This window comes from Mycoplana sp. BE70 (assembly GCF_031455855.1).
Classification (GTDB): domain Bacteria; phylum Pseudomonadota; class Alphaproteobacteria; order Rhizobiales; family Rhizobiaceae; genus Mycoplana.
Genome location: NZ_JAVDTM010000004.1, coordinates 235191 through 262013 on the forward strand (window position 1 = coordinate 235191; position 26823 = coordinate 262013).

Genomic DNA, 26823 nt, shown 5'->3' on the forward strand with positions numbered 1-26823 from the left:
CATGAAATCACTCTACATCGGTGCTGCCGCGCTCGTATTCGCTACTGCGGCAACGTCGGTCCGGGCGGCCGATCTCGCCCCGGTCGAGGCTCCGGTGGCGCCAGTGATCACCGAAGTCTCAGGTATCTATGACTGGAACGGCTTCTATGTCGGTGCCATGACCGGCTACGACTGGACCGAAGCCGATACGGATGACGGCGGCGTGTCCGCCAGCCCGGGCTTGGATGGCTGGGCGCTGGGCGGCTACACCGGCTACAACTACCAGATGGGTTCGTGGGTCATGGGCCTTGAAGGCGACGTGAAGTACGACTGGAACAGCGACAAGTTCGATCTCGGCGGCATCCCAATGGAGCTCGAGACGAACTGGAGCGGATCGCTGCGCGCCCGCGTTGGCTACGCCTTTGATCGCACCCTGGTGTACGGGACCGGCGGCTATGCCTTCACTAACGCCGAACTGCGCGATCGCGAGACTGGCGATAGCGATAAGAAGACCTTCAACGGCTGGACGATCGGCGCGGGCCTCGAACACGCCTTCACCGACAACCTGATCGGCCGCGCCGAATATCGCTACACCGATTACGGCGACAAGAACCTGATGGGCGTCAACACCGACCTGAGCAGCAACTCGCTCATGCTCGGCGTCGGCTGGAAGTTCTGACCTTGCGGTGGCCGGCCGGCGGACCTCAGTGCCGGCCACTGCACCCAGCCACTGGAAATTTGCCACAATCGAATGAGAGGGGCCTCGCGCAGCAAGCGCGCGGCCCCTTTACCGAATCTCGCATGACAGGCAGTATCCCGGAAATTCTATAGCTAGGACATTCATGCGCCGGTTCATTGTGGCTCTCCTGCCGCTTGCCCTTCTCACGGCATCGTGTTCGGTGACCGACTACGATCTCGTTTCCGCCACATCGACGCAGCCGCGCTTCAAGGACAAGGATCCCCAGGATTTCGGCTCGCGCACCCCGCATGCCCACCAGGTTCACGGCATCGACATCTCCAAGTGGAACGGCGACATCGACTGGCCGACCGTGAAGGACTCGGGTGTTTCGTTCGCTTTCATCAAGGCGACCGAAGGCACGGACCGGATCGATCAACGCTTCGACGACTACTGGCGCGGCGCAAAGACCGCCGGCGTCGCGCACGCACCATACCACTTCTACTATTTCTGCTCGACGCCCGACGACCAGGCGGACTGGTTCATCAGAAACGTCCCGAAGAGCGCCGCATTGCTGCCACCGGTGCTCGATGCCGAATGGAACCCGGCCTCGCCGACCTGCCGCAAGCGCCCGCCGCCCGAGGTCGTGCGCGCAGATCTGCAACGCTTCCTCGACCGGATCGAATCCCACTACGGCAAGCGGCCGATTATCTATACGACCGTCGATTTCCATCGCCAGAACATGGTCGGTTATTTCGGCAACTATCATCTCTGGCTGCGCTCGGTCGCGGACCATCCCGAGAATGTCTACGGCCGCAAGTGGACCTTCTGGCAATACACCAGCACCGGCGTCGTTCCCGGCATCAGCGGCGATACCGACATCAACGTCTTTGCCGGCTCGACCAAGAATTGGGACAGATGGGTCGCCGAGGTCGCAAAGTAGAGACGACAACCGTCGCGGGCAGTCGTGGCTTCACGAAAGATTTGATCAGGCGGCGACGAGGCGCCGCCCTTTTCCTTCTTGCTTCCGTCACATTATTCTGAGAAGCCGGGGCAACCCAATGAAAGGACCCCCGCGATGCAATCGAGAATTCTGCCGATCAGCGCCCTCCTGGCGCTGTTTCTTTCCGGCACTGCTCTTGCGCAACAGAACAACAATCCGGCCGAGCCTGCCCCTGTGGCCTGTGGCGGCGATTTCAACGCCTTCCTGCAGGGCGTAAAGACCGAAGCCGTCGGAAAGGGCGTACCGGCCGATGTGGTCGATCGTGCGCTCGCGGGCGCGAGCCTGGACGAGAAGGTGCTCTCGCGCGATCGCGCGCAGGGCGTCTTCCGGCAAACGTTTTTGGAATTCTCCAAGCGCACGGTAAGCCAGTCGCGCCTCGACATCGGCCGCAAGAAGCTGCAGGAGCTGTCGGATGTCTTCCAGCGCGCCGAACATGAATTCGGCGTACCGGCTCCGGTCATTGCCGCCTTCTGGGCAATGGAAACGGATTTCGGCGCCGTCCAGGGCGATTTCAACACGCGCAACGCATTGGTGACGCTGGCGCATGATTGCCGCCGTCCGGAACTGTTTCGTCCGCAGTTGATCGCGGCGATCGAGATGGTGCAGCACGGAGACCTCGACCCAGCAGCGACGACGGGCGCATGGGCAGGAGAAATCGGCCAGGTGCAGATGCTGCCCAAGGACATCATCGCCTTTGGTATCGACGGCGACGGCGACGGCCATGTCAACGTCAAGCAGAGCGCCCCGGATGCAATCCTGACGGCGGCGAAGTTCATTCAGCATCTCGGCTTCACCAAGGGCCAGCCGTGGATCCAGGAAGTCTCGCTCCCGGAAAACCTCCCTTGGGAGAAAACCGGCTTGCAGCCCGGCATGACCGCCGGCGACTGGTTTGCCTTGGGTGTGACGCCGCGCGACGGCGACACCCGCTTTGCAAACCTCGCCTCGTCGCTGGTGCTGCCGCAGGGACGCAAGGGCCCAGCCTTCATCACCTATCCGAACTTCGACGTTTACCTCGAATGGAACCAGTCGTTCATCTACACGACGTCGGCGGCCTACTTCGCCACCCGCCTCGCCGGCACTCCCCCCTATGAGAAGGGCCAGCCGGAGCAAGGCCTGGATGACGGCAGCATGAAGGCGTTGCAGACGCGCCTTGCCGAACTCGGCCACGACGTCGGCAAGATCGACGGTATTCTCGGTGTCGGCACGCGCACGGCGATTCAGAAGGAACAGCTGCGCCTCGGCATGCCCGCCGACGGCTGGGCGACCCCCGCCCTGCTCGGCGCGCTCTGATTCCAGCGACAGACCGGCCTGACCGGTTACGGCACGCGCCATCGCATACGGCGCCGCGGCATTTCCGCGGCGCTTTTTTTTTACTGTGGGGATGGGGAGCGCCGCGAAAGGCTGGCTTTGTGCGGCGGCTTCAAACATGATCGCGCCGACCGCCCCGTTCCATGCCGGAATCGGGTGGCAGGGCAGCGCCCGGAAGGCTACCTCGGATATCAGAACGAAACCGCCCTACGGCGAAACGACATCGTGTCCTCTGATACAGGCACAGCACGGCAGCAGAAGGTGACGGCATCATGAACCAGCACGCAAGCCTCAATCCGGGCTATACGATGACGCCTAAAACCTGGGCCATGCTGTTCCTGCTGGGCCTGATCTGGGGTGGCTCGTTCTTCTTCGCCCGCGTCGCCGTCCAGCACATACCGCCGATCACGCTCGTGCTCTTGCGGATCGGCATCGCGGCACTTGCGATCCATCTCTATCTTGCCGGGCGCTTCGGCCTGTATCCGGCCCTGCGGCAGCGGTGGCGCGAATTCCTCGTCATGGGACTGATCAACAATGTCATCCCGCACATCTTCATTTTCACCGGCCAGACCCAGATCGGCGCGGGGCTTGCGGCGATCCTGAACGCAACGACGCCGATCTTCACCATTCTCATCGCCAACCGGTTGACCGCCGACGAGAAGATGACGCCCGCCAAGGTCATGGGCTGCCTGGTCGGGCTTGTCGGGACGGCCATTTTGGTCGGTCCGCGCGCCATTGCCCCCTTCACCGGCGAGACCTCGGGGCCGCCGCTGTGGGCGCTGCTGCTGCCGCTGGCGGCCGCGATGTCCTATGGCCTCGCCGCAACCTACGGCAAGCGGTTCCGCGGCGTCGCCGCACCTGTGACTGCGGCCGGTCAGTTGACCGCGGCCACCGCCGTTCTCCTGCCGTTGGCCCTCCTTGTCGATCACCCCTGGACCCTGCCGATGCCGCCGATGAACGTCGTGCTGTGTGTCCTGGCCCTGGCGCTCGTTTCCACCGCCTATGCCTACATTCTCTTTTTCAGGATCATGGCGGCCGCCGGTGCCACCAATACATCGCTCGTCACCCTGCTCGTTCCGCCGAGCGCAATCGTCGCCGGAATGCTCTTTCTCGGCGAACAACTGTCGCCCTCGGGCGCGACCGGCATCGTTCTGGTGCTTTTGGGTCTCGTCATCCTCGACGGCCGGGTCTTGAAGCACCTCCGCCCTTCGCGCGTTTAGCGCATATCGCCAAAACTCGAATGTGACGCATGGCGTGGAGCGCAAGATAAGCTCCTTCTCGCGCAGCATCGCTGGATGGAAAGCATCATTGTGCCGGACGATTCGCCCAAAGCGGCCTGAAAACACCTCACGCACGTTAACGTTCGCGAAACTTTTGTGAACTTTCCGTAATCGGAAATTCAGATGAAAGAACAACCATTTAGGCCTGTGGAGAAATTGTGGCGAGCGCTATGATGCCGCAGCGCAACACATAAACAACTTTTCAAGCGGGATTTTTACGCCTTATTATGGCCACGCAACGCAAGGAGGTAAGCCATGGGACTCACACATTCCTTGAATGTTCTGATGATCAGTGCAGCGTTCCTCTTCGTCGCCGGCATGATTTTCATCTGAGCGACAGCGTCGTCCAAAGGACAAAAACGCAGAGAAGTTATTCCTGATTACTTCACGAAACGCATGACCCCGCAAGGTCATGCGTTTTTTACGTGGCCTGCCGAGCAACACGGGCATGGAAGCCGCATCGGAATGCGGCCGCGCCGTTCTGCCGCTCACGCAGCAGCGCCTGCCGCCGACGTTCGCACCGTATTTTCCCGCCGTTCGAACCCGACCTGGTCAAGCACCGACGACACGAGCGTCGACCGGTTCATCGTATAGAAATGGAATTCGTCGACGCCGAGCGCGATCAGCCCCTCGACCTGACGGGCCGCCAGGTCCGCGGCAACCCTGGCACGCTCTTCGGGCTGGCCGTCCAGCGGAGCGAGACGATCGGCAAGCCATTGCGGAACCGTTGCGCCGCATAGCCCCGCAAACTTCTGCACCTGGGCCAGATTGTGGACGGGCAGGATGCCCGGCACGATCGGGATGCGAATCCCGGCAGCACGGACCCGCTCAAGGTAGCGCTCGTAGTGGATGTTGTCGAAGAAGAACTGCGTCAGTGCCCGGGTCGCACCCGCATCGACCTTGCGCTTCAGCATATCGATGTCAGCCGCCACGTCGAAGCTTTCGGGGTGTTTTTCCGGATAGGCAGAGACCGACACCTCGAAATCGCCGATCGCGCGCAGTCCAGCGGCCAGTTCGGCGGCGTTGGCATAGCCTCCCGGATGGGGCTGGTAGGCGGCACCGATGCCGCTGGCCGGGTCGCCGCGCAAGGCCACGAAATGGCGGACGCCAACCGCCTGGAACTCGTCAATGACGGAATGCACCTCCTCCTTCGTCGCGCCGACGCAGGTCAGGTGCGCCGCCGCCGAAAGCGGCGTGTCGCTGATGATGCGCGCCACGGTGGCGAGCGTCGGCGCGCGCGTGGATCCGCCGGCCCCGTAGGTGACCGAGACGAAACTCGGTGCATAAGCGGTCAAAGCGTCGATCGTCTCCCAGATCTGGCGTTCGGCCTCTTCGGTCCTGGGCGGAAAAAACTCGAAGGACAGCGTGGGGGTGTGGCGTTGGCGCGCGGTTTGGCCAATCGTCATGTCAACTCCTCCCGCCAATGGCGATCAGCGGTTCGGCGCCATCGGCGCCCTCTGCGGGTCGCTGGTCGCGCGCCAGCCATATCGTGACCGTCAGCGCTTGCGGACCGCCCTCGGCGGGGGTGAGATCGATCGTCTTTTCGAGTGCCAGGCCCGCCTGCTCTAGCCAGTCCTCGACGATCTGGTGGGAAAACCCCAGTCGCAGATGGGCGTGCTCGTCCCGCAAATGCTCTATTTCGTGCGGCGCAAGATCGATGATCACCAGCCGTCCGCCGGGCCGGAGCATGCGTGCGGCTTCGGCGATCGCCGCGTCGGGCTCGTCAAGAAAATGAAGGACCTGATGAATGGTCACCACGTCGAACTCGTCGCGCTCCAAAGGCAGATTGAAGATGTCGCCGTGCCGGATCGAGGCCTTGGTGATGCCGGCGCGGTCCAGATTGGCGCGGGCGACCGCGAGCATATCGCGGCTGGCATCGACGCCGACGCCGCGCCGATAAAGCCCCTCGAACAACTGCAGGATACGGCCGGTGCCGGTGCCAAGGTCGAGAAACGCATCGACCGGCTGCTCGCCTATCAGTCCGAGGAGCGCTGCCTCGACCTCCGCATCGCTCACATGAAGGCGACGCAGTTCGTCCCATTCGGCGGCGTTCCGGCTGAAATAGGCTTGCGCCTTTTCCGCGCGCGCCTTCTTCAGCACCGCAAGCCGTTCCGCATCCCTGGACAGGACCGGGTCGCTCCCGTCGATCCGGTCGAGCAGCAGGCGCGCCAGCGAGACGGCGGCACCATCGTGCCTGAGCCGGAAATAGGCCCAGGCGCCCTCCTGGTATCGTTCGATCAGCGCCGCCTCGGCGAGAAGCTTCAGATGCCGCGAGATACGCGGCTGCGACTGGCCGAGGATATCGGTGAGATCGGTGACCGTCAGATCGCCGCGGGAGAGAAGGGCCAGGAGGCGCAGGCGGGTCGACTCGCCCGCCGTCTTCAAAACCTCTACAGTGTCGTCCAAGCCGAGCTTCACCATTCCCGCCCTCAATCCAATCAAGACATAAAGATATGTTTATGTCATGAGTTGCGCAAATGCAAGCCGCAATCTCCGGGCTCGCTTCGAAGCTGGAAGTAAGGCGATGCGGCCGGGCACGTGGGAGCCGGGCCGTGTGCGTCCGCAGATCTACCAGATCACACAAACAGACTGCTTGCCTGCCGGGCGCGCAATCTCCGAAGGGAGGCCGCCCGAATACGACGTCGCCACGTCCGGTCGGTGCCGCACAATCAGTCGGCCAGTTGCCGGAGTGCACCGCGTCGAGGCGGCCCGATCGAACCGCGCCCGTAATGACAAGCCGCCACGCTGTGTCCAGCGTGGCGGCTTGGTGGAGATCCCCGCAGAGCAAGCGGCCGCTGGGCGGACCGCGTCGCCTGCCCTTTGTTCCTCAGCGGGTCAGGCGCTTGTAGGTGACGCGCTTCGGGTTGACCGAATCCGGGCCGAGGCGGCGGATCTTGTCCTGCTCGTAGTCCTCGAAGTTGCCCTCGAACCATTCCACATGGCTGTCGCCCTCAAAGGCGAGGATGTGCGTCGCAAGCCGGTCGAGGAACATGCGGTCGTGGCTGATGATGACCGCGCAACCGGCGAAGTTTTCGAGTGCGTCCTCAAGAGCCGCCAGCGTTTCGGTGTCGAGGTCGTTGGTCGGCTCGTCGAGCAGGATGACGTTGCCGCCGGCCTTCAGCATCTTGGCGAGGTGGACGCGGTTGCGCTGGCCGCCCGAGAGCGTGCCGACCTTCTGCTGCTGGTCGCCGCCCTTGAAGTTGAAGGCGCCGCAATAGGCGCGCGAATTCACCTCGTGCTTGCCAAGCTTGATGATGTCGTTGCCGCCGGAGATTTCTTCCCAGACGGTCTTGTCGCCAGCGAGCGCATCACGGCTCTGGTCGACGTAGCCGAGGTCTACCGTATCACCGACGCGAATCTCGCCGCTATCGGGCGCTTCCTGGCCGGTGATCATCCGGAACAGCGTCGTCTTGCCGGCACCGTTCGGACCGATGACGCCGACGATCCCGCCGGGCGGCAGCTTGAAGGTAAGGTTCTCGATCAGCACGCGGTCGCCATACGACTTGGTCAGGTTCTCGGCCTCGATCACGACGTTGCCGAGACGTTCACCGACCGGGATCACGATCTGCGCGTCGCCGGGACGACGATCCTCCGCCGCCTTGACCAGCTCGTCGTAGGCGCGAATACGGGCCTTCGACTTCGCCTGTCGGGCCTTGGGGCTGGAAGCGATCCACTCCTGTTCGCGGGAGATCGCCTTCTGGCGCGTCGCCTCTTCACGACCTTCCTGCTGCATGCGCTTGGCCTTGGCCTGGAGGTAGGCCGAGTAGTTGCCCTCGTAGGGGATGCCGCGGCCGCGGTCGAGCTCGAGGATCCAGCCGGTGACGTTGTCGAGGAAGTAGCGGTCGTGGGTGATCATCAGCACGGCACCGGGATATTCGCGCAGGTGCTTTTCCAGCCACGCGATCGTCTCGGCGTCGAGATGGTTGGTCGGCTCGTCGAGCAGCAGCAGGTCAGGCTGCGACAGCAGCAGCTTGCAGAGCGCGATGCGGCGCTTCTCACCGCCGGACAGATTGGCGACGTCGGCATCGCCCGGCGGGCAGCGCAACGCGTCCATCGCCATCTCGACCTGGCTTTCGAGGTCCCAGAGGTTCTGGCTGTCGATGATGTCCTGGAGCTTGGCGCCCTCTTCGGCCGTCTCGTCCGAATAGTTCATCATCAGCTCGTTGTAGCGGTCGAGGATCGCCTTCTTGCCGGCGACACCCTCCATCACGTTCTCCAGCACGTTCTTCGCCGGATCGAGCTGCGGCTCCTGCGGCAGGTAGCCGACGGTTGCTCCCTCCGCCACCCAGGCTTCGCCGGTAAATTCCGTGTCGAGACCGGCCATGATCCGCAGCACGGTCGACTTACCGGCGCCGTTCGGGCCGAGAATACCGATCTTCGCGTCCGGGTAGAAGGAAAGGTGGATGTTCTCCAGAACCTTCTTGTTGCCGTAGGCCTTGTTGAGCCCTGCCATGTGATAGATGAACTGTCGTGCCATTGCGCGCCTGCTCCGCATTCAAAGAAAAATTTGCCCGCTATGTAGGCGAATTCCCCGGCAGCGGCAATGCAGCGACACCAAGACAGCGGGAATTGTCTCGTTGCAGCCCAAGAGACCGGGCAGCAACGGTCACCCTGTCGCGTAGGAAGCAGACACGCCCGGGCGCAGCACCCTCATCGCCCGGCTCAACTGATCAGTCACCACCCGCCCGAACCAGCAGTCCGCCGGCGCATCTGGACTTGGTGGCCGAAGCGCCCCGAATGAGCCCGGCGAGTTCCCCCTCGCCCGAATTCAGCCCGATGGTCAGCCCGGTAACGATCTTCTCGTCGCCGACCGTACGGCAGCGCAGTTGCACCCGCTCGCCCGTTCCGGCGCCGAATGCGGCATCAAAGGCGGCAGCGAGCTCGGCGATCGTCACCGCCTTCCCCGCCTTCGTTTGGAAAAACACGCCCACCGCGGAGCCGTTGACGGTGTCCAGCAACTCCAAGGATCGCGCATAGTAGTCCTCCGCCGTCGCCGCATGGCAGGTGCCGTTCATCATCCACTGATGGCGGTCGAGCCCGGAGGCGACACCGGGCATGGCAGCGGCAAGCCGTATCGCCGTAGTCTCGGAAAGTGCCAACTTGGGCAGATCCGTCCATTTGCTGGAGCGGTAGAGCTTTTTCAGGTCGGCATCGATACCGCAGTAGCTCTTCTTGACCCGCCACAACCCGTGCAGCGACAGGCGTGTCGCCTCCTCAGCGCCCTTCGGAGGCAGGGCGCATTCTGCAGCCTTCGGCTTCGTCAGGCAGAAACCCGGCTGCCAGGTCAGTGCCAGAACATGAGCGGTCTTGGACTTTCCACCATCGTCCTCGGGCTTGCCCTGTAGCGTCACCGCGGCCGCTGGTGCCGCCACCGCCAGAAAGAGGAACATTGCCGTCATTTGCATGCATGTGGATCCGGGCCTTGTCATGACACCTCCGCAAACAAGAACAAACCATAAACATTAACCAACATTTGCGGGAAAATTGCAACTTAAAATTTTGACAACCCTGCACCCGCACGAAGCGCAATTTGCATTTCGGTGGAAAATCAATTTCATGCCAGCATCACCAGTCTCGCCATGACGTCCCGGAGCGACATGTTCTGCACATCCCGGCATCTGCAAAGCCCGACGGGCGCACGGCTCGCCTATCGCCACGAACCATCGCGCGGTCACGACAAGGGCGTGGTCCTGATCAGCCATGGGCTTGCCGAGCATTCGCGCCGCTACCAGGCCTTCGCAGAACGCCTGGCGGCGGAGGGCTTCCACGTCTATGCCCATGACCATCGCGGGCACGGTGATACAACCGCGCCGGACGCGCCGATTGGCCGCTTCGCCCATCGACACGGACTACATTTGGCGCTGGACGACATGGCCGCGATACGCGAGCTGGCCGTCGCCGCCCATCCGGGATTGCCGATCATCCTCTTCGGACATTCGATGGGGGGACTTTTCGCGCTGCTGTTTGCAGAAACGCACCCGCAAAGGATCGACGGTCTCGCGGTCTGGAATTGCAATCTGAACCCGGGCTTCGCCGGTCGCGCTGCGCAAGCCGTTCTGCTGGCCGAGCGGATGCTGAAGGGATCGGACGTGCCGAGCGAGATCTTGCCGAAACTCACCTTCGCTGCGTGGGCGAAGAAAGTTTTACCACGTCGAACCGACTTCGACTGGCTCTCGCACGATGCAGCGGAAGTCGACAGGTACATCGCCGACCCGCTCTGCGGTTTCGACGCCAGCGTGTCGCTCTGGCTCGACGTATTCGCCATGACGTTTGCGGCCGCGAAGACGGATGCGATCGCGCGCCTGCCGAGCCGACTGCCGATCCATCTCGTGGGTGGCAACGAAGACCCGGCGACCGATTTCGGCCGCGCCGTCACCTGGCTCGGGGACCGGCTGACAACGGCGGGGCTTTCCGACGTGACCTGCCTCGTCCACCGCGGTTTGCGCCATGAAACGCTGCTGGAACGGCAGGACCTGCGAGAAATGCCGATTGCGGATTTTTGCAACTGGTGCCAAAGGATTGCGCAGACTGAACGCCGAACCGGTAGATCCAAATGACCGTACATGCATCGACTTCTCCCTCCACGCTCCATCAGGAGGTGCGGCTGGGACTCGTCCTGATGGTCATTTCGGTCCTTATAGCACCGGTCATCGATCTCTTCTCCAAGCTCGCAGTGGCGGAGGTTCCGGCGGCCGTCATCACCCTTTGCCGCTTTATGTTCCAGGCGCTGACGCTTCTCCCGGTCGTTCTCTGGCGCGGCACTCTGCTCGACCTGACCTGGAAGAAATCGGCCCTGCATGCGCTTCGCGGCCTGATGGCCGCGACCGTGATGATTAGTTTCGTCATGGCTCTTGCTGTGATGGAGATTGCAGACGCACTGGCGATTTTCTTCGTCGAGCCGATCATCCTGACGATCCTCGGGGCGATCTTCCTGAAGGAAACGATCGGCTGGCGGCGTTATACAGCCTGTGCGGTGGGCTTCCTCGGCGCCCTGCTCGTGATCCAGCCAAGCATGCAGGAGGTCGGACTGTTCGCATTGCTGCCGGTCGTGTCCGCGTTCGGCCTTGCCGTGTTCTATCTGATCACGCGGCTGGCAGCGCAGAGCGAGGACCCCTGGTCGATGCAGTTGCATACCGGCCTCTGGGGCGCGGCCTTTGCCGGGATCGCACTTCTGGTCGGCAACCATTTTGACTGGACCGCGTTCACGCCGGTCATGCCGCACGGCATTTCCACGCTGTTCATCATCTGCGCCGGCATCGCCGCCACCATCTCCGGCATTTTCGGCGCCTATGCCTATCGCAGCGCCCCGGCCTCGGTGCTGGCGCCGCTGCAATATCTGGAGATCGTTTCCGCCACCATTCTCGGCTGGTGGGTGTTCGGCCACCTGCCCGATCCGCTGAAATGGGGTGGCATCTCGATCATCATCGGCTCCGGTCTCTATGTGATCTGGCGCGAGCACCAGTTGCGAAAGCGTCCGACCATTCCCGCGATGCCGCCGCTCGTCTGATCCGACCGCAACGCGATTAAGTCCGGACGCGCATCAACCCATGCCCGGTTGATGCTATCTCGCGATGCGCCTTTTTGTTATCCAGCACCCATTGCCGAGGATAGATTGCCGTTGACGACGAACGGTGTCGGCATGGAGGATATGATGGACAAGAAGAACTTGCCGCTTGCCGGGATCCGGGTCATCGAGCTCGCTCGCGTGCTCGCCGGTCCCTGGGCCGGACAGATGCTCGCCGACCTCGGCGCGGACGTGATCAAGGTCGAGAATCCCGAAGGCGGCGACGACACCCGCGCCTGGGGGCCTCCCTTCGTGACCGGCAAGGACGGCGAGAACCTGTCCGCCGCCTACTACCACTCCACCAACCGCAACAAGCGCTCGATCACCGTCGACTTTCGGACGAAAGAAGGCCAGGAGATCGTCCACCGGCTGGTGCGCACGGCCGATGTCGTGATCGAGAACTTCAAGGTCGGCGGGCTTGAGAAATACGGCCTCGACTATAAAAGCCTCGCACCGGAAAATCCGAAACTCGTCTATTGCTCCATCACCGGATTCGGCCAGGACGGCCCCTATGCCGCCCGTGCCGGCTACGACTACATCGTCCAGGGCATGTCGGGCTTCATGTCGGTGACCGGTGCGCCGGATGGCGAGCCGATGAAGGCGGGCGTGGCGATTGCCGATATTTTCACCGGCATCTACGCGGTAACGGCCATCCAGGCTGCGCTCATCCATGTGATGAAGACGGGCAAGGGCCAGCAGATCGACATGGCTCTGCTCGACGTGCAGTCGGCCGTCATGGCGAACCAGAACATGAACTATCTGGTTTCCGGCACCGCTCCCACCCGCCTGGGCAACGCCCATCCGAACATCACCCCTTACGAGGTGATCGAAACCGCGGATGGCCACATGATCCTCGCAGTCGGCAACGACGGCCAGTTCCAGCGGTTCTGCGCGTTGCTCGGCATGGCCGATCTCGCCTCCGACGAGCGTTTCGCCACCAACAAGTCGCGCGTCAAGTTCCGCGCGGAGCTTCGTCCGCTGATCCTTGAGCGCAGCCGCAACTGGAAGAAGTCCGATCTTCTGGCCGCATGCGAAGAGAACGGCGTACCTGCCGGCCCGATCAACTCGATCGCGGAAACCTTCGACGACCCGCAGATCAAGGCGCGTGGAATGCGACTGGACCTGCCGGATCGCGACGGCAACCGCATCCCGAGCGTGCGCACGCCGATCGTCTTTTCCGAAACGCCGCTTGCCTATGAACGCCCGAGCCCGCGGCTCGGCGAACACACCGACGAGATTTTGGCCGAACTCCAGAAACTGGAAGCCGGGAGGAAATCCGCATGACAAACACCGCAATGAGCACACAGGGAAAAACCATGAGAACCGGTGGACAACTGATCGTCGATGCCCTCGTCGCCAATGGCGTCCGCCGCATCTCCTGCGTGCCCGGCGAAAGCTACCTCGCGGTGCTCGATGCCCTGCATGACACCGACATCGACGTGCTCGTCTGCCGCCAGGAAGGCGGCGCGGCCATGATGGCCGACTGCTGGGGCCGGCTGACCGGCGAGCCCGGCATCTGCATGGTCACGCGCGGCCCCGGCGCCACCAACGCCTCTGCCGGCCTGCACATCGCCAGGCAGGATTCGATCCCGATGATCCTGTTCATCGGCCAGGTCCAGCGCGAAGCCCGCGAGCGCGAGGCCTTCCAGGAGATCGAGTACCGCCGCGCCTTCACCGAGGTCGCCAAGTGGGTGGCCGAGATCGACGATCCGAAGCGCATCCCTGAGTTCGTCACCCGCGCCTTCGCAGTCGCGACCTCGGGACGGCCGGGGCCCGTGGTGCTGGCCCTGCCGGAGGATATACTGACCGAGACGGTCGAGGCGCCGGTTGCAATCCCCTATACGCCGGTCGAGGCCCATCCAGGCCCGAAGCAGATCGCCCAGTTGCAGTCGCTGCTGGAAAAGGCCGAGCGGCCGGTCGTCGTCCTCGGCGGCACGCGCTGGAACGAGGAGAGCGTCGCCGGCATCGCCGCCTTTGCCGAGCGCTGGGCGCTGCCGGTCGCCTGCTCGTTCCGCCGGCAGATGCTGTTCGACCACCTGCACCCGAACTATGCGGGCGACTCCGGCATCGGCGTCAACCCGGCGCTCGGCAAGGAGATCCGCGAGGCGGATCTCGTCCTCATGCTCGGTGGCCGCTATTCGGAGATGCCGTCCTCGGGCTACACGCTGCTCGACAGCCCCTACCCGAAGCAGACGCTGGTGCATGTCCATCCCGATGCCTCCGAACTCGGGCGCGTCTACCGGCCGGAGCTTGCGATCTGCGCCAGCGCTTCGGACTTCGTCGCCAGCCTCGCCGATCTCGCCCCCGCCTCCCCGCCGCGCTGGGCGGAGCGGACGAAGGCCATGCACGCGTCCTATCTCGCCTGGTCGACACCGCCGGCCTCCGGCCCCGGTGACGTGCAGATGGGGCCGATCATGAGCTGGCTCGAAGAGAACGTGCCGGCGGATGCGATCTTCACCAATGGTGCCGGCAACTACGCCACCTGGGTGCACCGGTTCCACCGGTTCCGGCGCTTTGCCACGCAAGCGGCGCCGACCTCGGGCTCGATGGGCTACGGTCTGCCGGCGGCGGTGGCCGCCAAGCAGCTGTTCCCGCAGCGGGAGGTCATCTGCTTTGCCGGTGACGGCTGCTTCCTCATGCACGGGCAGGAGTTCGCGACAGCCGTGCGTTATCGTCTTCCGATCATCACCGTGGTGGTCAACAACGGCATCTACGGCACGATCCGCATGCACCAGGAACGGGACTACCCGGGCCGCGTCAGCGCCACCGACCTGACCAATCCGGATTTTGCGGCATACGCCATATCGTTTGGCGGCCATGGTGAAACGGTCACCAGGACCGAGGAGTTCGCTGCCGCCTTCCTGCGGGCGCGGGCGAGCGGCAAACCGTCGATCATCGAGGTCAAGCTCGATCCGGAAGCGATCACCCCGGCCCGCACGCTCTCCCAGATCAGGGACGGTCGGTAAGCGCCCAAAGAAAATGCCGCATGTCCTTCAGATCGGACGTGCGGCATTCAGGCTACTCGCGAAGCTCCACGCTTCGTCACCCCGGACCTGATCCGGGATCTAGCTGCGGCGCGTCTGTGGCACGAAAGAGCCATTATTTGTCAAAGACTTGAGCGCGCTAGATGCCGGATCAAGTCCGGCATGACGGGCCGCTGCCCTAGGAAAAGGGCAAAGTGGGGACGTCAGCCAGTATGAACGCCGCGTGACCATCTCGGCACGCGCGGTGTTTGCTCTCGCGTCTTGCCGATCTCAGCCGCGGATATGCTGCGTCTGGGCGTAGATGTTCGTCGAGCGGGCGCCGGAGCGGCAATAGCCGAGCATCGGCCGCGGAAGTTCGTCCAACGCGTCGACCATGTCGCGCACGGCGTCGGCCGTCACCCCCATCGACCCCACCGGCACATGGGCCATGTCGATGCCCAGTTCCTTTGCCCGTGCCGCGATGGTCGCGAACTCCGGCTGGTCGGGCGCCTCATGGTCCGGCCTATTACAGACGATCGACTTGAAGCCCAGCGCCTTGATCTCGTCCAGATCCTCGACGGTGATCTGGCCGGAAACCGAGTATTCGTCATTGATCGCGCGGATATCCATGATGCGTGCCCTTCGTGAAAATGTGTGGCTTCGATGTAGGCGCGCCCGAACCGGGCGTCAATCGGCGCCGTACGCCATCTCGTTAGAGATTATCGCAACTCGAACGACAGGCCGTAGGCCACCGTCTCGCCGGGCATGAAGTCCGTCATCTCGCCGGATGCGATGAGTTCGCTCCGTCCCGCCAACCGATGCGACACCGGCTCCAGCCCCATCACATGACACCCCGCGGACTGGTTCCGCCACACCTGCAGATACGGCAGCGTGTTGACGCGGAAGCGCAGGTGCAGGCTGCGGCCGCCGAGCGAGGCAATCGGACCGATCGCGATATCGGCCCAACCATCCTCCGCGGTTTCGGCGGCAGAGACGCAGAAGATGCGCATGTCCCCCTCGTCGAACCGCCACGGCAGGCTTCCGCCTTCCAGCATCGCCCCGGTCAGGCGCGTGGTCTCGTCGAACAGGCGGGTGTTGAAATTGACATGGTACATCGCCACCGGCGGCCACGGGCGGGTGCCGGTATTGGTGACGTCGTCCTCGAGGATGATCAGGCCGGTCTGGCGATCGGCCCGCCAGCGTCGCTGCAGTTCCGCCGTCTCGCCGTTGGCAAGGCCGACCGGCACGCGCGCCGAGCAAACGACCTCGCTCTCATCTTCCTCAAAAAAGATGTCCTTGGCCGGGTGGGAGGACAGCGATCCGTGCAGCGGATAGCGCCGGCCGTCTGCCGCGCCCTCGACCGCCTCCGGGTGGCGTATGTGGTCGGGACCGCACGTGAACATGAACCCCGGCAGCGCCCGATCGATGCGCGGATCGCCATCCGACGGAATGGCAGAGCCGGGGGCGAGATTGATGCCGCGAAAGATGGCCTCGCGCAGGTCGAGTGCGGACTGGGAGTCGAGTGCGATATCGAAGCTATGCACGCCGTTTTCTGCGGTCAAGGCGAGGGTCATGGGGTCTCCCGGATTCGGTTTGCGCGCATGCTAGCGCACGCTCGACGGAAGCGGAATCGATTTTGGCGGCGCACCCGTAAGGCCGCCGGCGTTATGAAAAAATTGCATAGGAAACGGAAAAGATTGCATAGGCAAACACTTGATTGCCCCTGTTTTTGATGGAAGGCTCGCTGAAATAATGTGCTCTTGGGAGGGGGTTCAGCGCGTGGCAGAGAGTTCGCAGATTCAGGCAGACACGATTCTGTATAACGGTGTCATCTGGCGTGGCCTCGACGACGGCACGACCGAGGCGTTGGCGATCTGGGGGAACAAGGTTCTCGCCGCTGGCTCGAACGACGAGGTCCTGTCGCTGAAGGGCGAACGCACAAAACTCATCGACCTGCAGGGCCAGTTTGCCACCCCCGGCCTGAACGACGCCCACCTCCACCTCATCTCCATAGGCCTGACACTCAACTGGATCGATGCGACGCCGGCAGCCGCGCCGACGCTCGACAGCCTGTTGCAGGCGATCAAGGAACAGGCGGCACAGACGCCGCCGGGCACCTGGATCCGGGCGCGGGGCTACGACCAGACCAAGCTCGACGTTGGTCGCCATCCTCACAAATCCGAACTGGACGCAGTCGCGCCGGAACACCCGGTGATGGTGACACGCGCCTGCGGCCACGTGTCGATCTTCAACACGGCTGCATTCAATCTCGCTGGCATAGATGAGGCGACGACGGTGCCGGAAGGCGGGTTGCTCGAGCAGAAGAATGGCGTGCTGACCGGCATGGTGGCGGAGACCGCACAAGGGCTCGTGCGCGCGGCGATACCGAAGGCGACGACCGAAGAGATGATCGACGCGATCGACGCCGCCGGCAACATGCTGCTGTCCTACGGCATCACCAGCGTCATGGACGCGGCCGTCGGCATGCTGTCGGGCTTCGACGAGATCCGGGCCTACAATCTTGCCAAGCTGCGCGGCAAGCTGCCCGTGCGGGCCTGGCTGGTGCTGCTTGGCGATCCCGGTGTTTCCATCGTGCCGCAATGCCATGAGGCGGGTCTTGTTTCCGGCGTCGGCGACGACATGCTGACCATCGGGGCGGTCAAGCTTTTCCTCGACGGCTCGGCAGGCGGCCGCACCGCGTGGATGACAAAGCCCTATCTCGGCGACGACAACACCACCGGCGTGCAGATCCTTTCCGACGCGGAACTCGAGGCCCTGGTGCTCGATGCCCATGGCAAAGGTTACCAGCTCGCCTGCCATGCGATCGGCGACGCGGCCATCGAGCAGTTGATCACCGCTTACGAGAAGGCGCTGGCGGCGATGCCGGATGCCGATCGGCGCCACCGCATCGAGCATTGCGGCTTCTCTACCGATGCCCAGCACCAGCGCATGGTCAAGGCTGGGATCTATCCCTGCCCGCAGCAGGTGTTCATCTATGATTTCGGCGACGCCTACATCAAGGTGCTCGGCGAGGAACGGGCGATTCCCAGTTATCCGTTGAAAACCTGGAAAGAGCTGGGGTTCAAGCCGGCGACGGGCAGCGATTCGCCGGTCTGCCACCCCAATCCGTTCCCGAACATCTACAGCATGCTGACGCGCAAGACCGGCAAGGGTACTGTGATGGATGCCCGCGAGCAGGTGACGATCGAAGAGGCGCTACAGGTCTACACGGAATACGGCGCGTTTTCGCAGAAGCTCGAAAACGTCAAGGGCAAGCTGGTCCCCGGACAGGTCGCCGATATCGCGGTGTTCTCCCGCAATATGCTGACCGCCACGCCGGAAGAAATTCTGAACGACACCCAGTGCAACCTCACCATCCGGGGCGGCGAGGTGGTGTTTGCCAGAGAAGCGCAGCAATAACGACAGGTACTGATAACGATAAAAGACCGACACCATTCCAATTAAAACGAGAGGGAACTAAAACATGAAGAGAATTGCATTGGTGGCAGCGCTGGCAACAGCCTTGCTTTCAGGTGTCGCTTCGATCGCCTCGGCCGAAGAGCCGCGTGCGGGCGGGACGATCAACTTCGTGGCGCCCTATGGCTCCAGCTTCTCGTCGCTGGACATCCATGCCTCGGCGCAGGTTCAGGACGAGTTCTGGGCCAAGGCCATACACCGCTCGCTTTACCAGTGGAACGCCAACGAGAACAAACCTGAGCTGTCGCTGGCGACCGACGTTTCGGTGTCGGACGACAAGCTGACTTACACCTACAAGCTGCGTCAGGACGCATTCTTCCACGACGGCAAGCAGATGACTGCCGACGACATCATCTACAGCTATACCCGCATCATGGATCCGGCGAAGCCCTATCCAGCGGCGCAGTACATCAGAGTCATCGCGGGCGCCGACGAATACAATGAAGGCAAGGCCAAGGAAATTTCCGGTCTGAAGAAGATCGACGATTTCACGCTGGCAATCACGCTGTCCGCACCGATCAACCCGGGCTTCCAGTTCATGCCCAACTACACCGCGATCTACCCCGTCGGCGCGGCGGAAAAGGACGGTTACTTCACCCAGCCGGTCGGCCTCGGCCCCTACAAATTCTCCGAGTACGTGCCGGGATCTCGCCTTACCGTGGTAAAGAACGACAAGTACTACGACAAGGGCAAGCCCCACGCCGACAAGGTCAATATCATGATCATGGAGGATGCGGCTGCCCGCGACGTGGCGTTCCGCAGCAAGGAAGTCGACGTCTCGGTTCTCGGCCCGGCGCAATATGTCGCCTACAAGGCCGATCCGGAACTGTCGAAGAACATCATGGAAGTCGCGGAAGTCTACACCCGCTATGTCGGCTTGAGCGCCGATTTCAAGCCGTTCCAGGACAAGCGCGTGCGCCAGGCGATCAACTATGCGATCGATTCCGACCTGATCATCAAGCGTTTGGCGAAGGAAAAGGCTTATCGCGCCTCCGGCTGGCTGCCGACATCGTCGCCCGCCTATGACAAGGACGCCAAGCCTTACCCCTATGACCCGGAAAAGGCCAAGGCACTGCTGGCAGAAGCCGGCTATGCCGATGGCTTCGAGTTCGAGCTGACCGCCACCCAGAACGAAAGCTGGGGCCTGACCATTGTCGAGGCGATCATTCCGATGCTCGAAAAGGTCGGTATCAAGGTCAAGGCCAAGCCGGTGGAGAGTTCGGTTCTTTCCGAGGCGGTGCCGGGCGGCGATTTCCAGGCCTTCATGTGGTCGTCGGAGAGCGGGCCGGACTCGCTGACGGCGCTGCGCTGCTTCTACTCCAAGACGCCGCAGTCCTCGTGCAACTATGAGAAGTTCAACAACGCCGACTTCGACAAGCTGTTCGAAGCGGCGACCAGCGCCAAGACTGAAGACGAAAAGAACGACCTGCTGCGCCAGGCCAACAATCTGCTGCAGGAAGAAGCGCCTGTGTGGTTCTTCAACTACAACAAGGCGGTCATGGCCTATCAGCCGTGGCTGCATGGCGTGCAGCCCAACTCGCAGGAAATGGCGATCCAGGCTTATGAACAGCTCTGGGTCGACGACACCGTACCGGCCCGGTAAGCAAGGCTGATAAATCGGATGCCGGTGCAATGCGCTCCGGCATCCGGTGCCTGCACCGTCGTGATTCCTCCGGAGCGCAACCGGTCCAGGCACCGCTATCGGTGTCCATGAAACCCCCCGATGCAAGGACAGGGCTTTCCGGCTCGCCGGACAGCCGCCCTGCTGCATCGCAGGCGGAGGAGAATCCCCGGTGCTACGTTTCGCCCTGCGCCGCCTTCTGCAGATGATCCCGACCATCGTCGCGGTATCTCTGCTGATCTTTGTGATCTTCAGTGTCGTGCCCGGCAGCATCGCCTCCAGCATGATTGCCGATGGCCGCGGCGCCAACGACCCCAAGCTGGTCGAAAAGATGAACCAGGAATTCGGTCTCGACCAACCGGTCCATGTCCGGTTCGGCAAGTATATCTGGAAGCTGGCGCAGTTCGATCTCGACACGTCCTTCCGCACCCGCCAGCCGGTCATTACGATGATTAACGAACGCATGTGGGCGACCCTGAAACTGGCCTTCGCAGCCATGCTGGTGGCGGTTGTCGTCGGCGTACCGCTCGGTTTCATCGCTGCCCTGAGGCCTGGCAGCCTGTTCGACAGCCTGACCATGATCAGCGCGATTTCCGGACTGTCGCTGCCGCAGTTCTGGCTGGGCCTTCTCTTCATGTATCTGTTCGCGCTGACGCTCGGCTGGCTGCCGAGTTTCGGCTATGGCGACGGCGGCCTGCGCAACCTGATCCTGCCGGCGCTGACGCTCGGCGTCGCCCCGCTGGCGCTTCTCGCCCGCACCACCCGCGCTGCCGTTCTCGAGGTGATGAGCGCCGACTATGTACGCACCGCCCGCTCCAAGGGCGTGAGCAGTTTCCGCCTTGTCCAAGGGCATGTCTTGCGCAATGCCCTGGTGCTGATCATCACCACAATCGGCCTGCAGTTCGGCTCGATGATGGGTCAGGCGGTGGTGATCGAGAAGCTGTTTTCCTGGCCGGGCATGGGGTCGCTTCTGATCGACAGCGTCGCCTTGCGCGACATCCCGGTCGTCCAGGGGTGCATCCTGGTGATCGTCCTGTGGTTCCTCTTCATCAACACGGCGGTCGACATCCTCTACGCCATCATCGATCCCCGCATCAGCCACGAGTAGAAACATGCGATTGCGCTTCAATCTCGCCATAGGGGCACTGCTCTGTCTGATCATCATCACCGCCGCGATCTTTGCGCCTTGGCTGGCCCAATTCGATCCGATTGCCGACGCCGATCTGATGAACGCAGAACTGCCACCCGATGCAACCTTCTGGTTCGGAACGGACGCGCAGGGCCGCGACATTTTTAGCCGCGTCCTCCATGGCGCCCGTGTCTCGCTCACCGTCGGCATCGGCTCCCAGCTGATCAACACCACGATCGGCCTGGCACTCGGCGTCTCGGCCGGCTATTTCGGCGGCTGGTGGGACGATTTCGTCTCCGGCCTCACCAACCTGATGTTGGCGATTCCGTCGCTGATCTTCGCACTTGCGATCATGGCCATCCTGGGACCTGGGCTTGGCAGCCTGTTGATCGCACTCGGCCTGACCAACTGGTCGTGGACCTGCCGCATCGCCCGCAGTTCGGCGCTGTCCTTGAAGAAGCAGGGCTACGTGCAGGCGGCCAAGACGCTCGGCTACAGCGACGTGCGCCTCATGGTGACGCAGATCGTGCCGAACATGATCGGGCCGATTCTCGTCATTGGCACGCTCGGCATGGGCGACGCCATCCTCGCGGAAGCAGCGCTCTCCTATCTGGGCCTCGGCATTCGCCCGCCGTTGCCGAGCTGGGGCGGCATGCTGACCGATGCGCGCAATCTGATCGTTCTGGCGCCATGGGCGGCGATCTTTCCGGGCATAGCGATCTTCGTGACCGTGCTCGGGCTCAACTTGCTCGGCGACGGCCTTCGCGACATCCTTGATCCCCACATGAGGACGCGTCGCGCATGACCAGTACCCCGCTTCTTGAGGTCAGCGACCTCAACATCGACATGCTGGCCGGAAGACGGCGGCTGAACGTCGTGGAAAACGTCTCCTTTTCGATCGGGCGCGGCGAGACCTTCGGCCTGGTCGGCGAAAGCGGCTGCGGCAAGAGCATCACCGCGCTGTCGATGATAGGCCTTTTGAAGGCGCCACTGGCCGTCTCCAGCGGCGTCATCCGGTTCGACGGCCAGGACCTGCGCACCTTGCCAAAGCGCGCCATGCGCCGGCTGCGCGGCAGCCGCATCGCGATGATCTTCCAGGAGCCGATGACGGCGCTGAACCCGCTGTCCCCGGTCGGCCGGCAGATCGCCGAAATGTTTGTGCTGCATCAGGGTGCCACCTGGGCGGAGGCCGACAAGAAGGCGGTGGAGGCTCTTGCCAGCGTCCACGTACCGGCACCGGACAAGCGTGCGAAGGCCTATCCGCATCAGCTATCCGGCGGCATGCGCCAGCGCGTGATGATCGCGATTGCGCTCGCCTGCGATCCAGACCTTCTGATCGCCGACGAGCCCACGACGGCGCTCGACGTGACGGTCCAGGCGGAAATCCTCAAATTGATCCAGGAGCTTTGCACTGCCCGTGGCACTGCGGTTCTGATGATCAGCCATGACCTGGGTGTCATCGCCAAGATGTGCCAGCGGGTCGGCATCATGTATGCCGGCAACCTCGTCGAGGAGCGCCCCGTCTCGGACATCTTCCGGCAACCGCGCCACCCCTACACCAAGGGCCTGCTCAACTCCCTGCCCCGCCTCGGCACCCGCGAACTGCACGAACGCAAGCGCCTCCAAGAGATCGAGGGTATCGTGCCGCCGATCACGGCGTTCCCGGTCGGCTGCCGTTTCGAGCCGCGCTGCGGTCGCGCCAGCGAAATCTGCGTCGCGCAGAAGCCCGACCAGACGCCCTTGGATCACCACGGTTTTGTCAGGTGCCATCACCATGAATAGTTCCGCCGAACCGCTTCTGCGCATCGACAACCTCAGCGTCCACTTTCCGGCAAGCAACGGTCTTTTCGGTGGCCGGCAGGTGCTGCACGCGGTGAACAACCTCAATCTGACGCTGAAGAAAGGCGAGTGCCTGTCGATTGTCGGTGAATCCGGGTGCGGGAAGTCGACGCTTGCCCTCTCCATCGTCGGCCTGCAGAAACCGACGACCGGCGCCATCTATTTCGAAGGCCAGGAGATCACCGGCAGGAACCCGCCGTCGCGGCTGGAGCGCGCCCGCATGGCGCAGATGGTGTTCCAGGACCCCTATGCCTCGCTCAACCCACGGCAGACGATCTACACGTCGCTCGCCGCTCCGCTGAAATTGCACGGAGTGACAAACAGGAGTGAGCTTGACGGACGCATCGAGGAAATCCTGCGCCACGTCGGGCTTAAGCCGGAACAGGCGAAGCGTTTGCCGCACGAATTTTCCGGCGGTCAGCGCCAGCGCATCGGCATTGCCCGCGCGCTTGTGCTCAATCCGAAGATCATCGTGCTCGATGAGCCCGTGTCCGCGCTCGACGTCTCGATCCGCGCCCAGATCATCAATCTGCTGTTGGAGTTGAAGGAAGAGCTGTCGCTTTCCTACATCATGATCAGCCATGATCTCAGCGTGGTGGAGCACATGAGCGATCGCGTCGGCGTGATGTTCTTCGGGCAGATCGTCGAGCTTGGATTGTGGGACAGGATTTTCACCAACCCGACGCACCCCTATACCCGCCGCCTGATCAGTGCGATTCCCGACCCCTTCATGGAAGTGGCCGACGAAATGCCACTCGAGGACGTCGCGCCGTCACCGCCGGCCGGCTCCCGTTTCTATCCGGACACGTTCACCGGCCACGACGTCTATAGTGCGCCTGCGCCATCCGAACTGGTCGAGATCGGCGAGCGTCACAAGGTGCGGGTTGCGACGTCCTGACGTTCGGATCGTTTGCACGGCTTATCCGGCGGCTGCGCCTAATTACCGACCGCTCCGCAGTGTCCGCGAACACGTTGCCGCTGATTCTCTCTTGGGGAGCAGCGCCCACGCAGCCACGTCATTCTCTCCCAGGGAACCCGGTATAACTGGGCGACGTTGTATTTCTGCCCCCAACGCCTTTTTCACCGGAATCGGACGTCGGCACGGTTACGTGATACGATTGTTAGTAGTCGATTAACCCTCGTTTCACCTTTTCCATATTAACGTCGAAATTCGGTGCCACGTCCCGGGAACAGCTTTGACCACAGGTAGATTCCGTGAATTCCGTTTTCAAAACAAGCATTTCCCTGATCACTCTAGCGACGCTTCTCGTTGCGGTGCCCGCCGCCGCGCAGGATGTCTATGGCCTGCGGCGCGAACGGGCAGTGCTTGTGACGCCGGAGGGCGATCTCCTGGACTACATTCCCGCCGATGGCAGCGTGCGCGCGGCGCGTGACCGCCAGGGCCGGCAGGTCTACATCGATTCCTGGGGCAACCTCATCGCCACGGTCATGCCAGCCGAGCGCTATTTCGCGCGCTACGGCACACGCGACTATCGCCGTGACCGCTATCGGCCGGTGGAGGGTTATCCGGAAACATCACGCGATTATTTCCCGCCTGCTCCGGACGAATATGGCGACGATCTGACGACCGGCTCGGTTCCGGATTTCCGCAGCCGGGAGCCGGGTGCGGTCGATCGCGCAGAATTGCCCGCGCCGTTGCCGGGCGATGGTTATTCCGACAGCGAACAACTGCCGGACAGCTGGGGCGGCGAAGACATGGCGTCCCTCCCGGACGGTTCGATGAACTCCGAGATGGTCCCGGGCCCGCGCTTCCCGACTGCCACGCCGATCGGCAAGAAGACCTCCGCGGAAGTGACCGCACTGCAGGTATTCCTTGACCGCGAGGGTTTCTCACCCGGCGTCATCGACGGCAGGAAGGGCTCCAACGTCACCAAGGCGATCGAAGCCTGGCAGCTGGCGACTGGCCAGACATTGGATCCAAACGATACGGACTGGATCCTTGAGCAGCTTCATCTGAACGGCGGCATGCCGTTCACGACCTACGAGATTACCGCCGCGGATGCGGCCGGCCCCTACGTCGCGTCGATCCCGGAGGACTACGCCCACAAGGCTGCGCTACCGGCGCTGTCCTACACCTCGACCGTGGAGATGCTCGCAGAGCGTTTCCACATGGACGAAGCCTATCTGAAGGAAATGAACCCCGGCGTCGACTTCACCATACCCGGCACGCTCGTGAAGGTGATCAATGTCGGCCAGCCGAAGAAGGCGAAGGTCGCGAAGATCCTCGCCGACAAGGCACGCAAGCAGTTGCTCGCCTACGATGAGACGGGCGCGCTGATCGCCGCCTATCCGGCCAGCATCGGCTCGGCCGACACCCCCTCCCCGTCCGGCACGGTGACGGTGGAACGCATCGCTTTCAATCCGAACTACACCTACAATCCGAAGATCAACTTCCAGCAGGGCGAGAACAACAAGGTCCTGACCCTGCAGCCGGGTCCGAACGGCCCCGTCGGAACGATCTGGATTGCACTCTCCAAGCCGACCTACGGCATTCACGGCACGCCCGAGCCCTCCAAGATCGGCAAGACCCAGAGCCACGGTTGCATCCGTTTGACGAACTGGGATGCAACCGAACTGGCGAAGATGACCTCGCAGGGCGTCACCGTCGAATTCGTCGACTGATCCCCGCCGGCGGACCGAGTTACGCCGGCCCGATTTGGGTTGGCTCCTTTTCAAATCCCACGCAAGCGTCACCGACATGGCGGCCCCCCCGATCTGAGGACCGCCTGTCGCATTCGCTCGCTCGTGGCCAACAAGTATGTCCGCAAGCGGCGATACTTTTGGGCGCGTGGAATCCTTCGTCTCAAAGGTTGGCTATGGCTTGAAAAACCGCTCCAAGCGGTTCAAGCGCCGCGTTTCGGACATCCACCTCTGGTGGAGGCCATGACTTGCGCTCTGATCGCCAGCTGCGTCTTCGGTCTATCTCTCCCGCCAAGCTGCGAACGCATCTTTGCAATTCATTAACCATCTTCTGAAAGGATTGGTTAACCGGGCGCCATCCCGCTTCGCGTCCGTGAAAGGGCGATGGGGGCTCGTGTTACGGACATAAGGAATTCGAAATGCCGGTAATCACATTTGCCAACGCCAAGGGTGGAGCAGGAAAGACCACCGCAGCGCTCATCCTCGCCACCGAACTGGCCGCGCAGGGCCACCGCGTCACCATTCTCGACGCCGATCCGCAGCGCTGGATCACTCGTTGGCACGAACTGTCGGGCAGGCAGCGCAACCTCAATGTGATTTCGGAAGTCTCCATGGGGTCGCTGCAGACACATATCCGCGAGAACCGCGACAACACGGACTATTTCATCGTCGACCTCGCCGGCGCGCGCGACGCGCTGGTCGCGACCGCGATCGGTCTGTCCGACCATGTCATGATTCCAATTCAGGGGTGCGCGATGGACGCGCATGGTGGCGCGCAGATCCTTGAACTTTTGCAGCAGTTGGACCAGCGGGCCGGGGTGCGCATTGACCACTCCGTCGTCCTGACCCGCATGAGCGCCGTCGTCACCACCCGGGCCATGGTGGCGATCAAGCAGCTTCTCACCGAACGCGGCGTGGCCGTTCTCGACACGACCATCGCCGAGCGCGCCGCCTTCCGTGACATCTTCGACTGTGGCGGCACGCTGCGGACCATGGATCCGCTGCGGGTCTCCAACCTCGACAAGGCACGTGAGAATGCGCGTCTTCTGGCAGAAGAGGTCCTCCGTCGCGTTCCTGCACGGCGCACGAGTTCCCGGCTCGTCCACCGCCTCACGCGCGCCGCGTGAGTATTTGCTGAAAATCAAGACCGCAGCTTCGTCCGCAGGATTATAGCCTCCGCTCGGGGAAGAACCCCGGCGGAGGTTTTGCCGCGATGGCCGATGGAAATGACAAAGCGCAACTTTAGCGCGGCATAACTGCATTTTCTTAAATACAGATTGCATCGCTTCCCATAACCAAGCGTTTACCAACCCGGTTTACTGG

General features: G+C 62.8%; 22 protein-coding genes. 16 read left to right on the forward strand and 6 right to left on the reverse strand.

Annotated features, from left to right (window positions below):
• Position 1: 1 nt before the first annotated feature.
• The 4 genes from J2Y48_RS09615 to J2Y48_RS09630 all read left to right on the forward strand — a co-directional run bounded on the left by J2Y48_RS09615 (position 2) and on the right by J2Y48_RS09630 (position 4186).
• Positions 2–658, forward strand: a complete 657-nt coding sequence (locus J2Y48_RS09615; protein WP_310416345.1) for a porin family protein — start codon at positions 2–4, stop codon at positions 656–658.
• A 163-nt stretch (positions 659–821) separates the two neighbouring features.
• On the forward strand, positions 822–1598 hold the full coding sequence (locus J2Y48_RS09620; protein ID WP_310416349.1) for a GH25 family lysozyme: 777 nt from the start codon (positions 822–824) through the stop codon (positions 1596–1598).
• A gap of 135 nt (positions 1599–1733) precedes the next feature.
• Positions 1734–2948, forward strand: coding sequence for a lytic murein transglycosylase (locus J2Y48_RS09625; RefSeq protein ID WP_310416352.1), 1215 nt, complete (start codon positions 1734–1736; stop codon positions 2946–2948).
• Positions 2949–3238: 290 nt separating this feature from the next.
• The gene (locus J2Y48_RS09630) at positions 3239–4186 is read left to right on the forward strand and encodes a DMT family transporter (protein WP_310416355.1); all 948 of its coding nucleotides are present in this window, start codon (positions 3239–3241) and stop codon (positions 4184–4186) included.
• A gap of 548 nt (positions 4187–4734) precedes the next feature.
• Here the strand turns inward: J2Y48_RS09630 and metF are convergent.
• The 4 genes from metF to J2Y48_RS09650 form a co-directional block, all read right to left on the reverse strand.
• Positions 4735–5652 carry a methylenetetrahydrofolate reductase [NAD(P)H] gene (gene metF, locus J2Y48_RS09635; RefSeq protein ID WP_310416358.1) on the reverse strand — a complete coding sequence of 306 codons (918 nt, stop codon included), beginning with the start codon at positions 5650–5652 and terminating at the stop codon, positions 4735–4737.
• Position 5653: 1 nt separating this feature from the next.
• Positions 5654–6667: a metalloregulator ArsR/SmtB family transcription factor gene (locus J2Y48_RS09640; RefSeq protein ID WP_310416361.1), complete on the reverse strand. Its 1014-nt coding sequence runs from the start codon at positions 6665–6667 to the stop codon at positions 5654–5656.
• A gap of 406 nt (positions 6668–7073) precedes the next feature.
• Entirely contained in the window at positions 7074–8723 is a 1650-nt protein-coding gene (ettA, locus tag J2Y48_RS09645; RefSeq protein WP_310416363.1) for an energy-dependent translational throttle protein EttA, read from the reverse strand.
• A gap of 193 nt (positions 8724–8916) precedes the next feature.
• Positions 8917–9651: a ribonuclease T2 family protein gene (locus tag J2Y48_RS09650; protein WP_310416366.1), complete on the reverse strand. Its 735-nt coding sequence runs from the start codon at positions 9649–9651 to the stop codon at positions 8917–8919.
• A gap of 192 nt (positions 9652–9843) precedes the next feature.
• On the opposite strand from J2Y48_RS09650, the gene J2Y48_RS09655 reads away from it, so the two are divergent.
• From J2Y48_RS09655 to J2Y48_RS09670, 4 genes are all read left to right on the forward strand, one after another.
• Positions 9844–10803, forward strand: a complete 960-nt coding sequence (locus J2Y48_RS09655; protein ID WP_310416369.1) for an alpha/beta hydrolase — start codon at positions 9844–9846, stop codon at positions 10801–10803.
• Positions 10800–11753, forward strand: a complete 954-nt coding sequence (locus J2Y48_RS09660; RefSeq protein WP_310416371.1) for a DMT family transporter — start codon at positions 10800–10802, stop codon at positions 11751–11753. The genes J2Y48_RS09655 and J2Y48_RS09660 overlap by 4 nt, the downstream gene beginning before the upstream one ends.
• 132 nt (positions 11754–11885) lie before the next feature.
• A complete protein-coding gene (locus J2Y48_RS09665; protein ID WP_405030194.1) occupies positions 11886–13094 on the forward strand; it encodes a CaiB/BaiF CoA transferase family protein in 1209 nt (402 codons plus the stop codon).
• Between the two features lie 32 nt (positions 13095–13126).
• A complete protein-coding gene (locus tag J2Y48_RS09670; protein ID WP_310416810.1) occupies positions 13127–14776 on the forward strand; it encodes a thiamine pyrophosphate-binding protein in 1650 nt (549 codons plus the stop codon).
• Between the two features lie 288 nt (positions 14777–15064).
• Here J2Y48_RS09670 and J2Y48_RS09675 read toward each other — a convergent pair whose 3' ends face one another.
• Complete coding sequence (locus J2Y48_RS09675) at positions 15065–15403, reverse strand: TIGR01244 family sulfur transferase (RefSeq protein ID WP_310416373.1); 339 nt, start codon at positions 15401–15403, stop codon at positions 15065–15067.
• 89 nt (positions 15404–15492) lie between these two features.
• Complete coding sequence (locus tag J2Y48_RS09680; RefSeq protein WP_310416376.1) at positions 15493–16347, reverse strand: DUF4432 family protein; 855 nt, start codon at positions 16345–16347, stop codon at positions 15493–15495.
• Positions 16348–16552: 205 nt separating this feature from the next.
• Here J2Y48_RS09680 and J2Y48_RS09685 point away from each other — a divergent pair, with 205 nt between their 5' ends.
• From J2Y48_RS09685 to J2Y48_RS09720, 8 genes are all read left to right on the forward strand, one after another.
• Entirely contained in the window at positions 16553–18193 is a 1641-nt protein-coding gene (locus J2Y48_RS09685; protein ID WP_310416378.1) for an amidohydrolase, read from the forward strand.
• A gap of 64 nt (positions 18194–18257) precedes the next feature.
• A complete protein-coding gene (locus J2Y48_RS09690; RefSeq protein ID WP_310416382.1) occupies positions 18258–19853 on the forward strand; it encodes an ABC transporter substrate-binding protein in 1596 nt (531 codons plus the stop codon).
• A 190-nt stretch (positions 19854–20043) separates the two neighbouring features.
• On the forward strand, positions 20044–20979 hold the full coding sequence (locus J2Y48_RS09695) for an ABC transporter permease (RefSeq protein WP_310416385.1): 936 nt from the start codon (positions 20044–20046) through the stop codon (positions 20977–20979).
• A gap of 4 nt (positions 20980–20983) precedes the next feature.
• Positions 20984–21805 (forward strand): ABC transporter permease, encoded by an 822-nt coding sequence (locus J2Y48_RS09700; RefSeq protein ID WP_310416388.1) that lies wholly within the window; start codon positions 20984–20986, stop codon positions 21803–21805.
• Positions 21802–22782, forward strand: a complete 981-nt coding sequence (locus J2Y48_RS09705) for an ABC transporter ATP-binding protein (RefSeq protein WP_310416391.1) — start codon at positions 21802–21804, stop codon at positions 22780–22782. Before J2Y48_RS09700 ends, J2Y48_RS09705 begins: the two co-directional genes overlap by 4 nt.
• Positions 22775–23737 carry an ATP-binding cassette domain-containing protein gene (locus J2Y48_RS09710; protein WP_310416393.1) on the forward strand — a complete coding sequence of 321 codons (963 nt, stop codon included), beginning with the start codon at positions 22775–22777 and terminating at the stop codon, positions 23735–23737. The genes J2Y48_RS09705 and J2Y48_RS09710 overlap by 8 nt, the downstream gene beginning before the upstream one ends.
• 377 nt (positions 23738–24114) lie before the next feature.
• Positions 24115–25482 (forward strand): L,D-transpeptidase family protein, encoded by a 1368-nt coding sequence (locus J2Y48_RS09715; protein ID WP_405030195.1) that lies wholly within the window; start codon positions 24115–24117, stop codon positions 25480–25482.
• Between the two features lie 437 nt (positions 25483–25919).
• Positions 25920–26627: a ParA family protein gene (locus J2Y48_RS09720; protein WP_310416399.1), complete on the forward strand. Its 708-nt coding sequence runs from the start codon at positions 25920–25922 to the stop codon at positions 26625–26627.
• Positions 26628–26823 lie beyond the last annotated feature (196 nt).

Coding starts and splice junctions, on each gene's coding strand:
- J2Y48_RS09655 (WP_310416369.1), top strand. CDS start 9,844: ATGTTCTGCACATCCCGGCATCTGCAAAGCCCGACGGGCGCACGGCTC.
- J2Y48_RS09665 (WP_405030194.1), top strand. CDS start 11,886: ATGGAGGATATGATGGACAAGAAGAACTTGCCGCTTGCCGGGATCCGG.
- J2Y48_RS09630 (WP_310416355.1), top strand. CDS start 3,239: ATGAACCAGCACGCAAGCCTCAATCCGGGCTATACGATGACGCCTAAA.
- J2Y48_RS09700 (WP_310416388.1), top strand. CDS start 20,984: ATGCGATTGCGCTTCAATCTCGCCATAGGGGCACTGCTCTGTCTGATC.
- J2Y48_RS09670 (WP_310416810.1), top strand. CDS start 13,127: ATGAGAACCGGTGGACAACTGATCGTCGATGCCCTCGTCGCCAATGGC.
- J2Y48_RS09660 (WP_310416371.1), top strand. CDS start 10,800: ATGACCGTACATGCATCGACTTCTCCCTCCACGCTCCATCAGGAGGTG.
- J2Y48_RS09620 (WP_310416349.1), top strand. CDS start 822: ATGCGCCGGTTCATTGTGGCTCTCCTGCCGCTTGCCCTTCTCACGGCA.
- J2Y48_RS09680 (WP_310416376.1), bottom strand. CDS start 16,347: ATGACCCTCGCCTTGACCGCAGAAAACGGCGTGCATAGCTTCGATATC.
- ettA (WP_310416363.1), bottom strand. CDS start 8,723: ATGGCACGACAGTTCATCTATCACATGGCAGGGCTCAACAAGGCCTAC.
- J2Y48_RS09710 (WP_310416393.1), top strand. CDS start 22,775: ATGAATAGTTCCGCCGAACCGCTTCTGCGCATCGACAACCTCAGCGTC.
- J2Y48_RS09705 (WP_310416391.1), top strand. CDS start 21,802: ATGACCAGTACCCCGCTTCTTGAGGTCAGCGACCTCAACATCGACATG.
- J2Y48_RS09720 (WP_310416399.1), top strand. CDS start 25,920: ATGCCGGTAATCACATTTGCCAACGCCAAGGGTGGAGCAGGAAAGACC.
- J2Y48_RS09640 (WP_310416361.1), bottom strand. CDS start 6,667: ATGGTGAAGCTCGGCTTGGACGACACTGTAGAGGTTTTGAAGACGGCG.
- J2Y48_RS09615 (WP_310416345.1), top strand. CDS start 2: ATGAAATCACTCTACATCGGTGCTGCCGCGCTCGTATTCGCTACTGCG.
- metF (WP_310416358.1), bottom strand. CDS start 5,652: ATGACGATTGGCCAAACCGCGCGCCAACGCCACACCCCCACGCTGTCC.
- J2Y48_RS09690 (WP_310416382.1), top strand. CDS start 18,258: ATGAAGAGAATTGCATTGGTGGCAGCGCTGGCAACAGCCTTGCTTTCA.
- J2Y48_RS09625 (WP_310416352.1), top strand. CDS start 1,734: ATGCAATCGAGAATTCTGCCGATCAGCGCCCTCCTGGCGCTGTTTCTT.
- J2Y48_RS09650 (WP_310416366.1), bottom strand. CDS start 9,651: ATGCAAATGACGGCAATGTTCCTCTTTCTGGCGGTGGCGGCACCAGCG.
- J2Y48_RS09675 (WP_310416373.1), bottom strand. CDS start 15,403: ATGGATATCCGCGCGATCAATGACGAATACTCGGTTTCCGGCCAGATC.